Below are 13,789 nucleotides of genomic sequence, written 5' to 3'. Positions count from 1 at the left end.
ACTATGCATCTGCCCGTTAATTATATAAATGTTCCTGTTTTACCTCTAGTACATCCCTATACTCAAATTTATTTTTCGCTTCATTCCGTTTTGTTCAATTTTCTTTTTCGTGCTAATCCCACTCTTTACCTCCTTTTAGTTATAAAAGCAGCCAGTTGAAATTCTCTCAACTGGCTGCTTGTCGTACTCTGGCTTACTATGTTATTCCGTTTGCCCCAGCAGCCGGTAAATCACGGCTGCCGCCTGTGCACGCGTAGCCTTCCCTTGCGGATCAAAGCGGCCGTCCGGCAAGCCGTTGATCAGGCCCGCGCTGCGTACTGCTTCCACAGCCTGCAGAGCATCCGGCTGAAGCTGCCTTGTATCGGTAAACGAAGCTGAAAGAGCACCCGCATCAGCAGTTAACGGAACCTTCAACAAATTTGCGAGACGGTAGATCATTACAGCCATTTCCTGACGGGTAATCTGCTCGCTTGCCCCGAAGCTGCCGTCTCCTTTCCCGTTCACGATTCCCAGCTTCTGTGCGCTGGCTACAGCTTCAATGTACCAGGCATCCCGGCTAACATCCTTGAATGTAGAAACTGCAGTCTCATCCAGAAGATCAAACGCGTTCATCAGAATCTTGATAAACTCCCCGCGTGTCACATTGGCTCCAGGTTTAAAGGTACCTTCAGCCGTACCGGCAATAGCCCCTCTCGCTGCAAGAGCTTCTATGCCCTCGGCAGCCCAGCCTGCATTTACCAAATCATTAAAGTTAATGTTTGAGCTGTGAACAGTATAGGTTCCATTCTGCTTCATGCTGAATTCCAGCAGTCCTGAAGCTGCATTATATTTGCCGCCGGCAACCGCTCTGGTTGTTCCATCCTCCAGCAAGCTGTAGGCGACTACCTGATGTGCCTTATCCCCCGCTTTCAGTGCATACGGTAGCGCCAAGCGGATACCTTGGGTCTGCATCACTTCTGGCGGAACAGCCTTACCGTCAATACTCACAGTGATCATGTTAAGTACCCCGGCTCCAGTTGTAGAAGTCCCGCCGCTGTCTCCAGCTTCAACCAGCAGCGTGAGACTGCTGCCTGCGGATGTTTTCCAGAAGCTCTGCGGGATGATTAACACAGCAGAACCGGTGTCCAGCTTTACTCTAGTAACCGAAGCAGCTCCTGCGAGTGCCTTAACAGGTATCTCAACAGCCACTTGCTTCGCAGCAGCCGAATCAAACTCCACTAACACAGTCAGCGTGCCCTCCAGAAGCTCCTTCGCGGCAGCTTCGATCTCACCTGCTGTCACCTTCACAGCAACCTTACCATCCGCCTGTGCAGAAGGCTGCAGCCTGATAGTGCCCTGATTCACCGCAGGTTCTGCACTCGGTGACGGTTTAGGGCTGGCTGTGCTAGAAGCCGTACCACCAGGGATAGCTACCGCCGGTGTAGCTGTTGGCGATGGCGATGGCATTGGTGAAGGTGTCGGAGATGGAGTCGGTGTTGCAGAAGGTATCAGCTGCAATCCCGCAACAGCTGACTTCAGCCTGCCAAGAGCATCATCGATCTCCGTCTGGACTGCAGTCCCGCTCTCCAGCAGCTCTGCGGCATGGCTGACAGCTGCTGCAAGCGGCTTCCAGCTTGCTTCCGTATACAGCTCCTGCTTCAATGCTTGTACCACAGTAAGCTGTTCTTCAAGCTGCACGGTGTTGACCGGAGCCTGAACGGCTGTCAGCACCAGCGAATAGATCGATTTTGAAACCTGATCTGTACCTGTTACTTTTACCTTATAGCCGGTTTTTAGATCCGTTGCTAAGGTACTCAGATCGCTTTCATAAACCGCAAAGGTAACCCCTGCCCGTACGGTTAATCCTTCTTTCAGCTGTTCCAGGGTCGTCGTTTCAGGCACAACAATTTCTTTGACCACCTGATCAAGTGTACCTCCTGGAACCGTAATGCCGCTTATAGCTGCGCCGTGATCAGCTATTGGCGTCAGCGCTTCAAACGCATTTTTAAGCGTTTTGTATGCGGTGTCGATATCCCCTTCGGTCGAAGCATCATTACCGTATACGGCTTGGGCCGCTGTAAGAGCAGCTGCCAGAGCCTCCCACTGCGCTGCAGTCCCGTCGTAATGCTCTTCATTTACCGCTGGGTCGGCAGCTGTATCAATGGCTGTCTTCAGCCGGGACTTGTCGTATTTGACATAGATCCGGCAGCTTGCCCGCACATCGCTGCCTTCAAGCTTGCCAAAGATCACAAAATCCGTCGCAATCGTCAGCTTGTTCTCCGGGATTTCATCCCAGACCACATCCGACTGCCCTTTGGTATTATCTGCATAGGTTACAGTCACTTTGCCTGGCAGAACCGGCATAACGTTGACCGTGGTGCTGACAGAGACCGGTTCAACAGCTGTGATGGCTCCGTGATCGGCTGGCAGCGGCTCCTCTCCGCCTGCTTTGGCTGAAATGGCTCTCCATTCCTTGAGTCCCGTGTACGAGCCGCCCTGCTTGTCCATGGTCAGACGCAGCCTGTCGGTTGTGATTTCGTTAAACGTCACTTCGTTGAATGCATTTTTAGCCATTTTCTTCTCACTCAGACCGCTGACCGGCATGAATGCTCCGGCGGTGCTGTCCCAATATTCGAAGCGGTAGTCGGACGGAACCATTACACCGCCTCCGTCATCGAAGAAGTACAGCGAGCTGCCGGACAGGGTTACCGGACGCTGCCAGGTGTATTGTACCCAATGGCTGTTACCCGGTCCGCCCCAGTTCCCGTACTGGGTTTCAACAGCCTTATCATTCAAGTTATTGGAGTTGCGCGGAATAAACCCGTCATTAACGCCATAGACCGACTCCCAGGCAGAAGTATAGGATGCGCTTGGCACTGCCAGCAGCGCGGCATTTCTATAGCGCAGATTATTAATAGCTGTCCGCAGCCGGCCTGTCATATCCTGAATATCCTGCAGGCTGTACTCTGCAGAGGCCAGCAGCGCTTTGGCATCGGTCAGCACGGTCTGCAACTGCGGCCAGGATTCAGGCGTATAGTCATCCTGATTGCGTACAAGCGGGCCGAGCGGTGTATTTTTGGACGCAAATTGCGAGATCATTGCTGACAGATCTGCTGTCGCCACAAATACCGTGACCGGTACTTCAATAGTAGTCGCCAGCTCTCCGTCACTCACAGTCAGTCCATACTTGTATTCTCCGGTTGCCTTGAAAGTTGCCTTCAAGACTGCCTGATCCAACACCGGTGCTTCAACTACGCCTTCACCGGAGATCAGCTTCCACTCATAAGTGAGCTTGCCGCTTGGCAGACCATCATCCTGAATGACTGGTACAAGGGTCAGCGGCGCATCCTGCTCTACCTTGACCGGGGTCTCCAGTATAACCTTTGGAGCACGGTTGGCCGCAGGCGTTACAGTCAGGTTATTGTTGTAAATCTGTATTTCTTTAATTCCGGTCGAGTAACCGGAGGCATGAGTGAAGCTTACCCGGAGGGCAGAAGTCTCCACTGCTTTAAACTCAACGTTATTGTAATTGTCTGCTACATAATCCGGATACCGGAACTGTCCCTCTACAGGTCTCCAAGTCGTCCCATCCTTATCCAAGTACTCCACCCCAAAAGTCTGCGGAGCACTATAGCCGTTCGGACGGCGGTCATTGTAGAAGTAGACTTTAACATTATCCACGGTCTTGCTGCTTCCCAGATCAAAGGTTACGCTGTCTGACGGATTGGGTGAACTGCCTAACAGCGCCGTATTGGAGGTATGCGTTATGGACGCAATGGTCGAGCCGTCAGCGAGCTTTTTCACATCAGAGCCGCTTCTGATATAGCTTGCTTCAATCTTCGTGTCTGCTGCAAGCGCAAGGTTAGTGCCGTCATGAATGACATCAACGCCCGCTTTATTGAACATGTCTACCGCTTTATCGTTACCGGCGAGTGTGGTCTCGTCAGCCGATGCCAGCGCGATCGCACTGCCTTTTTCAAACAGAACCTGTGTATTCGTGTTATCCCCTACTGCACCTGCAACATCCCCTGCCGGTTTGGTTACTTTGCCGGTAGCTGTATCAAACAGGATATGGGACATCTCATTAGTGGTCAGCACACGCTCACCGTTAATGAACAGGGAGTAGCCGGCCGGGATCCCTGCGTAATAAGGATTGCTGTCGCTATATTTAGCCGGGTCCTGCCAGACAACCGTCAGGTCAGCATCATGGTAACGCACATTGTCTACAGCGAAGTGGTCATAATCCACATTCACTGGCCACAGCTCAATAATATCATCGGTACGCGGCTGCAGTCCGGCCATGTCCTCCAGCACGGTGTAGTTCATCATGCCCAGCGTATCGTGGTGAATCCAGGCACGCACCATTTTGCCGCTCGGGTTAGGAGGGTTGTCCTTGGTCCAAGGTGTGCCGAAGAAATAATCCTCCAGCCAGAAGAACTCATTGGAATCCAGATGATCTGTATTGCCCGGTTCAACGGTATGCAGCCATGCGCCCCAGTCAAACAATGTTTTATAAGTGCTGCTGTCAATATTATTGACCGGATAATAGCGCAGGGACGCGCGGATGGTATTGATATAATTGCCGAAGTTGCACCAGGCGAACTGGTCTGTACCGAAGGCGCTGGTCTCGCCGTTTTTGAATGCTTCTACACGCTTCATGATGCTGTTCTGGTCAGCCGTGAAGAACGGGAAGATCGGATAGTAATCAGGATCGGCATAATCGTAGAGCTGGGTCAGGTATTTGGGATCATAGCCGCTTTCGCCTGCTTTTGGCACAACGCCGAAGTTAAAGACGAACATATTGTTGTCACGCCACGGGTTAAATACATCCTTGCTGCCTTCAACCTTCTTGTGTAAAAAGCTTCCCTCCCCGTTCGTATCAGCCACACCATCACCGTCAAAATCACTCTCGTCATACCACATGCCCGTAAGCACGGCCTGCTGGATTTTACCGGCAATCTCCTTCATCTGTGTCGCCTTCGCGGTATCACCGAGCTGCTCGTACATCTGCTGCGCGGCCACCGCATTGGCATAGGCAGTAGCTGATCCGTCCAGACGGGCATAATTACCGCCGCCCTTCCAGTGCATGGAGACGGTATCACCGTCATTTCCGGTAATCGGACCATGGTTGTAATAAACCAGATTCGGATCATTCCCTTTAAAATGTGCCAGCGTGCCGGTCACATCATTTGCCGAAAAATCAGCAAACTTCTTCAGCACCTTATCGCCGCCTCCGTAGATTTTGTAAGCCTCCCAGCCGACCTGCGATGAGTTCTGCATCATATCCCAGGTCCAGATATTGGGCCGTCCGGGGTTATTCTTATAGTTGGCGTTCTCGGAATATTCGCCCTGCGCCAGCCAGGTACCGTAGGCATAGGACGGATCGCGCAGCCATTTCAGATCCTGCATCGCCCAAGGCACGCTGACTGTGATGCCGTTATTATACCCGAGCACTCCCTCCATGTTCATCGGAAACTGCCAGTCATTCCCCGGAATGTTGGCCTCAAGCAGATTAAAGCGGTTACACCACCAGCGGTAGTAGAGCACCTTTTTCACATTTTCATCCGGTATGTCGATATAAGGGATATTCTGGGCCCACCACTCATTGTACTGCGTAACCTGATCGGCAAAAGCCTGGTCATTTCCGGCTTCCTTAAACGCGGCATACTGTGTTTTGGAGGCGGGAATCTCTTCGGCCAGCCAGCCCATTACGACCTTTTCATCCACTGATCCGCCTGCCGGAACGGTAATCTCTTTAACCAGTTCGCTGCCGGCGGCGCTCATACCATCCCCGCTGAGATGCACATCGACATAAGACATGGCTTCCACATACTGCTCACCGGCTCGTCCAACCATTAAAGGGGCAGCAACCCGGTTGCCAATTAATTCATTACCTTCCGCTTTGGTGACAAAAGGGGATTTCACCGTCATTGTGAACGTAATCGGCTGGCTGCCCTTATTGGTCAGCTTCAGAAGGGTTACTGCGCTGTTGTATGCGGATATGAATTTACGCTGGTTGATCTCCAGCCCGCCGCTGCTGTAGGTCTGATCACCGTGGCTGGGGTAATTTTTGCGCTTGCTTTTGTCCTCGGATAACCCGCCTGTTGAGAGAGAAATGCTGTACATGGTATCTTTGTTCAGCGTATCCGCATAATGCACTGTACCGACGAATCCCAGCTTCGAATTATCCTGGGTCTTCATATATAGCGCACTGCCGCGGCTGTAAAGCGTGTTCGCTCCCCCGTCGTCACCGCCATCGTCCGGAATAACACCTGTATTAACCAGTAAGGAATCAATCCACGGCAAATCCTTGTTGTCTTGTGCAAACTTGGCAAAATCAAAATCCTCAATCGCCTGCATCATCTGCCCAATGGTCTCCCGGCTGAAATCGACCGGCTGTGCTGTGATGCTGTTCCCCGGCTTCCACTGCGCCTCACCGTAATCCGTTCCTACCCCTTCATGCACAAAATCCGTTGTATAATTTGCCGATGCCGGGACAATCCCAGCGTTCAGAGTAACGGCTGTACATAAGGCTGCTACCCACATTTTGCGTGACCACTTCTTCTTTGCCATAGTTGCTTAGTCTCCTCTCTAACCTTTAATTCCTGTCAACGTAATACCTTCCACAAAATATTTGTTGCCAATCAGGAAAAACACCAGGCAGGGAGCGGTGACGACCAATGCAAGGGCCATGACCTGCTCATAGTTCGGAATCCGCATACCGTTAACAATGTAAAGACCCATAGGCAGCGTATAATCGGCTTCCGTCTTCAGATAAATCATCGTGTAGAAAAACTCGTTCCAGCAGTTAATAAAGCTAAACAAAGCAACAACGATCATCGCCGGACGGATCAGCGGCAGCATAATTCTGGAGTAAATGCGGAAATGGCCGGCTCCGTCGATTTTGGCCGCTTCGCTTAATTCCACAGGGATCGTCATGAAAAATTGCCGCAGCAGGAATACAAAGTAGGCATTGCCGCCGGCGCAAAAAAAAGCAGGAATAATCAGTGCAGGCTTACCAGCCAGTCCAAGTGAGGTGTAAAGTGAAAATTGCGGCAGCAGTGTAACGGCGCTCGGCAGCATCATGCTGCTGATGACCAGCACGAACCACATCCCGCGCAGCGGAAATCTCAGCTTGGCAAATGCATAACCGGCAAAGCTGGTTGTCAGCACGGTGCCGATGACATAAGGAACTACAATGGATACCGAGTTCCAGAGCTGACGCAGGAATTGAATCCGCTCAAGGCCCAGCCGGAAGTTATTGATTCCGGGCTCTTTGGGGAAGAACACAGGCGGACGGGCCAGAATCTCTGTATGGCTGACAAAAGCGCCGCGCAGCAGCCAATAGAGCGGAAAGGCAAAGACTATGCCAAGCAGGCAGGAGAGCGCAATTAAAGCCAGGCGGATGGCTTTGCTCTTGCTTTTTGCCCGCTTGATGCTGGAATATTTCAAGGCTGGGGCCGTTATCATGGTCTCACCTTCCTCCTTTTGCCCATGGAATCGTCACGCTTCAATGCACCCTGGAAGTAGAACAGCACAATGGTAATAGCGAGTGTAATCAGGAAGACGATCCAGGCTTCGGCTGAAGCCAGCCCGCGCATGCCGACCTGCACAAAGGAATGGTCATAGATCATGACGTTAATGAAATAGGTCATCCGGTCAGGAGCTCCGTTTCGGGACAGCACGACACTCTGGGTATAAATCTGAATGGAGGTCATCATGCACATGATCAGCTGGAAGAACAGCACCGGCTTGATCGTCGGATAAGTAACCTTCAGGAATTTATGCCAGGCATTGCCCCCGTCCATTTCAATGGCTTCCAGCAGCTCGCCGGGAACATCCTGCAAGGTCGCGATGAAGACCACGATGGTCCCGCCGCAGGTCCACAGGCTCATGATAAACAAGGTGCTAAAAATCTGGATAGGGTCGGTCAGAAACTCAATGGGTGCAATCCCCAGCTGCAGCAGAATCCAGTTGACAAGTCCGCCTTTGGCCTGATTTTGCAGCAGCATCTGCCAGACAATGGTTGTCGCCAGCATCGGCACCACGGAAGGCAGGAAGAATACCGCCCGCAGCATGTTTCTGCCGATGAACCTGCGGTTCAGCAGCAGCGCAATGATCAGGCAAAATACAATAACGAGCACCACATTCACAAAAGCGTAAACGAGGGTTACCGTTATGGATTTTTTAAACTCAGAGCTGGGGTTGCTAAAGATATAGATGTAATTATCCAGCCCGATCCACTCCATGATCTGACTACCGCTCATAATCGTTATTTTATGAAAACTGTAAATGAAGCTGGCCAGCATCGGGTACAAGGTCAATACGAGGAAACCGATGATGGCAGGCGCAGCGAACAAATAACCGGCAACGGCTTCCTTGACGGCACCTTTGGCCTGTTTGGGGACAGGGACGGGTGCCGGACTGGTTTTGCTTTCTGGGTTCATCTGTACAGCCCTCTTTTCAAATAAAGAGAATAATAAGTGCTAGGAGACTTTGCCGCTTTCCCACAGAGACTTGATAACAGGCATGATGGAATCGTAGATTTCCTTTACGCTTTTGCTGCCGGACAGGACCTGGTCGATTGACTTCTCGTATTCCGTGTTCATCTTGAGATAGGCTGGAACGTAATAAGCCGGCCATTGTACAATGGAATCTTTGGTGGTGCTGTAGCTGAGAATGGTTTCTTTGGCGCTTACCGGAAGCTCAGAGCTCCATTTATCAACCAGTGCGGCATCGGTATACCAGTCTGCCTGATTCGGCAGCCAAGCCCCGCTCTTCAGCAGCTCCAGGCTGTTCTCCGGATTAACCATATACGCGTAGAATTTTTTGGCTTCTTCTATGTTCTTGGAGGTGTTGTATACGACAAGCGGAGCGCCGGCATTCATTGTTACCGCTTTCTTCATTTTCGGCAGGACACCTACCCCGATGTCTTCATTTCCCTTGATGTTCGCCAGATCCCAGGAGCCGCTGACTGCCATTGCATATCCGCCGCTGAGGGCGTCAACCGCTGAACCGATCCCTGTGCTCCATGTGTAAGTAAACGGGGATGCTACCTTATCTTTGTTGACCAGGTCGGCCAGCATCTGAATGCCTTCAGCACTTTCCGGGGAATCCCACTGGAATTCCTTCCCGTCCGGGGATACAATACCGCCGCCGTTCGCATTTGCCGCCCAGAAATGATGGAATTCACGACCGGCCGTGAAGCCCAGCCCGTAATTCTCGGTCAGGTCCGCATTGAAGCCCTCCTCTGCTGCTGTTTTGCCTTTGGTATCTTTGGTCAGCTGCTTGGCATTCGCCACAAAGGTATCCCAGTCCCATGCCTCTTCCACCTTAGTTGGAGGATAAGCTACTCCCGCTTCATCGAACTTGGACTTGCTGTAGAAGAGCAGCTCCAGCTGATTGGACAGGCCCACACCGATTACCTTTTGCTCAGGAGAATGAATGGTTATGGCAGACAGCTTCTCAGGAATGCTTCCGTCCGTCAAAAGATCCGAAATATCGGCCAGAATGCCCATTTCATTATATTTCTGGATATCCCCTTCTCCCATGTAGCTGATGTCCGGCAGCTCGCCGGATTGCAGCCGGGTCTGAATAAAGGTATCAAAGGTTCCGTCCGCCGGCAGCACCTGCGCATTGATCTTGATTCCGGTATCGGCTGTATATTTCTTTGTCGCTGCTTCAACCAGCTTCTTCTGTACATCATCCCCCCAATACAGCAGCTCCAGTGTAATGTCCTTTGCTTCGGTGTCCTTGTTATCTCCGGCATTTGCCGGTGCTTTGGTGCCCTCCGCCGCTTTGTTTGTACCGCCCTGCTGATTGTCCGAATTACCTGTGCAGCCTGTCAGCGCGGTGAGCGCCATTGTCACTGCCATGGACATCATCAGTGTACGCTTGCCAACCTTCATCATTGTTCCTCCTTTTGATAGAGCTAGATGGTATATAGTTTAAGAAAAACGAGTTTAATCGTTTAACTTAAAAACGGGATTTAGGCAGCAGAGCATGACCCTTCTGCGCTGCTGCAATTCAGCCAGCTGACTCGGATGCTAAACCATGAATTGTCCCTGTATAAGCCGGATACTCGGCTGCAGCTTGCCTTCAGGCGCACGGAATTCCAGGTTATCCTCCAGCATCATATATCTGGAAGGATAGGCCGCGTAGCTTGTAATCAACAAGCCTCCCTGCTCCTCAGTGATGAACCCGTTGACGCACTTCAGCCTGCCGCTGCTGTCACGGTACAGGTAAGCGGTGGTTCCAAAGCCAAGCAGATACGCCGCCAGCTCCTCCCCCATATCCCAGTCGTCACCTGACACATCTGCGAATAAGGCAGCGAACAACGGATCATTTGCGCCTACAAACACCGACTGTCCAAAGCGGTTCCGCGACAGCTCCGGCATATTCAGGTTAGGTGCAGCAACGCTGTAGGTGGAGGCTGCTTCTCCGGGTGCCAGGCGGCGAGGTGTTGACCGCACATTCCAGTCGTAGCAGTTGAACACAGCCATCGTAGCCCGGTAAGCGGCCTCCAGATAGGCCGGATCACCCAAATGCTCATAAGTCACCAGTGCAGACGAAGCTACCAGCCCGCCCCACAAGGAATGGATCATCGGAGACAGGGCTTCCCACCACCGGTCAGGATTCTGCAGCCGGTAATCATTGCTGAAGCCGATATTGGCGAGAATCAGCTGGCCGTAGCGTGCAGCTTCGGCCGTATTCCCCAGCCGGCATAAGGCCTGGCAGGTCGGGCCAAAACCCGCATTATCATAAAAATGCTCCGTAACCGCCCCGCTGTAATGGCGCACACCCACGTTCATGAAGCGTCCGAAGGCTTCCCACAGCTGCTGGAGCCGGGAATACCAGGCGGTAAGCCCTGCTGTCCGCAGTGCGGAGATTAAATCCTCTATATAGAGGATAAACACGCCGTTTAACCGGGATTCATCCTTTTCACGGCTGCCGGGATGAGCGTCCGGATCGAGCCGCATGCACATAACCTCGGCAGCCCATCTGAGATACACCTCAGCAGTATTCAGCTCAAGCAGGCTGTCATCCATCTGCGACAGCAGATAGAAGACATGTGCAATATAATCAAAGTCATAGATCCGGTAAAAGTCTCCGTACAGCGCCCGCGGCTGCGAGAAATCCCCTTCCTCGAACCAATGGAAGCGCATGTCCAGTGCTGCTGCTTTTTCAGCGGCAGCTACCTGCAATGGCACGGGTTCTGTCATTCCGTTGTTTATCAGCAGAAAGGCAAGCTTCCCCAGCGATTCCCCCTGATTGGACAGCGGCCGGAACGCGTGGGGACGTTCTGCCGCGTCTGCGCCTGCATAGCTGTTCACGCACAGCCACGCTGCCCTTTTCCCGAGCAGCGCGCTAACCGGCTCGAGCACGTTCCAGATCAGAGAATCGCTGCGGCCGTCCTCAAGCACCAGCTCCAGCTTATGCTCGCCGGGTACATAGCGTCTGAAGGATAACTCATAACGGGTTCCATTACTACCGGAAGCTGTCAGCTGCAGCTCTGCTGTAACATTCTCCAGCACAATATCTTCTAAATCTCCCGGTGCGCTGTAAAGGCGGAGCTCCTTAACAGCCAGACCAGCCTGTATATGTAGTGAAGCCTGAAATGCTCCTCCGGCTGGCAGCACGGGCGTGTAGCTCCAGTGCGGATGTCCGAGAACTGCACCCCGGCGGTAGAAATCCTCCATGTCATTAAACGGCTGGAAGATATACTTCCACTCCTTCAGCTCTCCCGGAGCGAGACAGAGCTGCTTATATTCATCACCATAGATCCAGTCTGCTGCGGCAGAGCCGCTCATTGAGGTTCCGTCTTCAATAAGTGACAGCCGGTGGTAGAGCAATCCGTCCAGAGACGGTGACACCTGCTCAAGAAAGCGGTTACTATAACGGCAATAAGAACCAGCCGCCACCGTTCTGCCGTCCATACTGTATATTCCAAGATGCGGCCCCTCATTGCTGCGCCGTACCGCGGCGAACTTGGCAAAATCTCCGCCCAAATGCGGATAGACAGCGCAGGATTCACGCATGTTACGCAGAACATTATCATCCCGGAACATGACATAAGCCAGTGAGAACCAGATATGAAGCCCTCCCATTTGTGCTGTCACGGCTGAGGTATTACTTAACCGGACCGCCCAGTGCAGCTGCTCGTCTTCCAGCGTATATACCATACTAAGCTTAATGCTTCCCGTATTAAATTCTACAACAGCCTGCCCGGAACCTTCTTGACTTACGCTTGGCGTATAGCTGCTGCTGTGCAGCGTCATCCCGTCAACCTTCAACTCCCACTCACCGAACAGCTTATCCTCGTCATCCCCGTATCCGGCCTGCTGCAGATATTGAGGATTAATAACCCAGTTCATACCATACGGGTCATCCTTCAGGACAAGAGATTCTACTGCTCCCCGTCTGTTAAGGGAGATTACATATTGGTCGTTGTCCAGTATAGCAGTCACGCCATCACCTCTTTCGTATCCTGACATTAATTTAAACGTTTAAACGAAGAAAAAAGAAAAAGATGTGAATCCACACTTTTATTGAAAAGATACGGACATTGCAGCTCGTACCTCCTGCTTCCTCTCTTTCCCGCAGCGCCGGTTACCGCCCTGTTCAGGACGGTACAGCCGCTCCTGTCTGTGTTTCACATCATCTGTGCAGGTCTTTCACGGAGCTGCGCTCAATCAGCCGGCATTCAGGCATCTTAAGCTCATGAACCTGATTCCCATTGATCAGCTGATATAGCGATTCCATTGCCTGAAAGCCCATCTCGTGCAGCGGTAAGCCCATCGTGGTAATGCTCGGCTGCAGATAGTCACTGAATTCGCGGTTATCAAAGCCGATGACCGACAGCTCACCGGGTATGCTGACACCGCGTTCGCCCGCCATCTGCAGTACACCAACGACCATAACATCATTCATCGACAAAATGGCCGTAGGCGGCTCGGGCAGGTCAAGCAGCTCTCCGGTCAGCCGGTAGCCTGAATCGCGCTCCCAGTCCCCCATCTTGATCAGCAAGGGATCGAACGGAAGCTCGAATTCAGTGACAGCCCGGTAATAGCCCTTCAGCCGGTGTCTGGAAGGAATAGAGTCCATCAGACCGCTGATTATCGCGATCCGCCGGTGTCCCTTGCTGACCAGATAAGCCATCGCTTCGTAGGAAGCCTGTTCATCATTAAACTGGATGGATAAGTTGTCTTGCGTATAGCCGTAGGTATACACAATAGGCTTGCCTTCAACATCAATCAGTCCGGTCAAATCGCGGGTGTGTACACCGATATAAATGATTCCGTCCACTTGCTTGCGGAGCAGCTCGGAGACGGCATTCTCGGCATATTTGCGGTAAACGTCCGTATCGCCGAAATTGCGGCCAATCCGTTTATCCAGCCGGAGATTGACGAGCAGGATTTGCAGTTCATGCCGGTCTCCGTAATCATTGATACCGTCGATAATCTCCGGTGCATTGAACACCGTGATATCCTCGGCAATTACCCCAATTGTATTCGTCCGGTTGCGTTTCAGGCTCTTGGCAATATCATTGGGCTTATAATTCAGTTCTTCTATGGCCTCAGTTACCCTTCTGTGAGTCTCAGGACGCACATTCCGGGTTCCGTTGAGCACATAAGAGACGGTAGCAATGGAAACATTGGCCTTAAGTGCAATGTCTTTGATGCTGGTTTTCCTCATAGGCTTCTCCTGTCTAAGCCTCCGAACCATCGTCCTTTAGCCATTTAAACGTTTAGATTTATTGTTACTCCTAAAACTTACCATATCATCTGCCTTTCCGCAAGCCCTTTCATTA

6 protein-coding genes are annotated in these 13,789 nt (G+C 52.0%); all 6 read right to left on the bottom strand.

Going from position 1 to position 13,789, the window contains the following annotated elements; all coding sequences use genetic code 11:
* Positions 1-201: 201 nt before the first annotated feature.
* Complete coding sequence (locus BN3772_RS25985; RefSeq protein ID WP_042203225.1) at positions 202-6,552, bottom strand: S-layer homology domain-containing protein; 6,351 nt, start codon at positions 6,550-6,552, stop codon at positions 202-204.
* Positions 6,553-6,570: 18 nt separating this feature from the next.
* Positions 6,571-7,449 carry a carbohydrate ABC transporter permease gene (locus BN3772_RS25980; protein WP_042203224.1) on the bottom strand — a complete coding sequence of 293 codons (879 nt, stop codon included), beginning with the start codon at positions 7,447-7,449 and terminating at the stop codon, positions 6,571-6,573.
* Positions 7,446-8,426, bottom strand: coding sequence for a carbohydrate ABC transporter permease (locus BN3772_RS25975; RefSeq protein WP_052380697.1), 981 nt, complete (start codon positions 8,424-8,426; stop codon positions 7,446-7,448). Before BN3772_RS25975 ends, BN3772_RS25980 begins: the two co-directional genes overlap by 4 nt.
* A gap of 39 nt (positions 8,427-8,465) precedes the next feature.
* On the bottom strand, positions 8,466-9,887 hold the full coding sequence (locus BN3772_RS25970; protein WP_052380696.1) for an extracellular solute-binding protein: 1,422 nt from the start codon (positions 9,885-9,887) through the stop codon (positions 8,466-8,468).
* A 138-nt stretch (positions 9,888-10,025) separates the two neighbouring features.
* Complete coding sequence (locus BN3772_RS25965; RefSeq protein ID WP_341872594.1) at positions 10,026-12,446, bottom strand: hypothetical protein; 2,421 nt, start codon at positions 12,444-12,446, stop codon at positions 10,026-10,028.
* A gap of 190 nt (positions 12,447-12,636) precedes the next feature.
* The gene (locus BN3772_RS25960) at positions 12,637-13,674 is read right to left on the bottom strand and encodes a LacI family DNA-binding transcriptional regulator (RefSeq protein WP_042203222.1); all 1,038 of its coding nucleotides are present in this window, start codon (positions 13,672-13,674) and stop codon (positions 12,637-12,639) included.
* Positions 13,675-13,789: the final 115 nt, after the last annotated feature.

It is taken from the genome of Paenibacillus camerounensis, assembly GCF_000723885.1.
In the GTDB taxonomy this organism is placed as follows: Bacteria; Bacillota; Bacilli; order Paenibacillales; family Paenibacillaceae; genus Paenibacillus_AQ; species Paenibacillus_AQ camerounensis.
The sequence above is the reverse complement of the archived record's forward strand: the minus strand, read 5'-3'. Positions and strand labels throughout refer to the sequence as shown.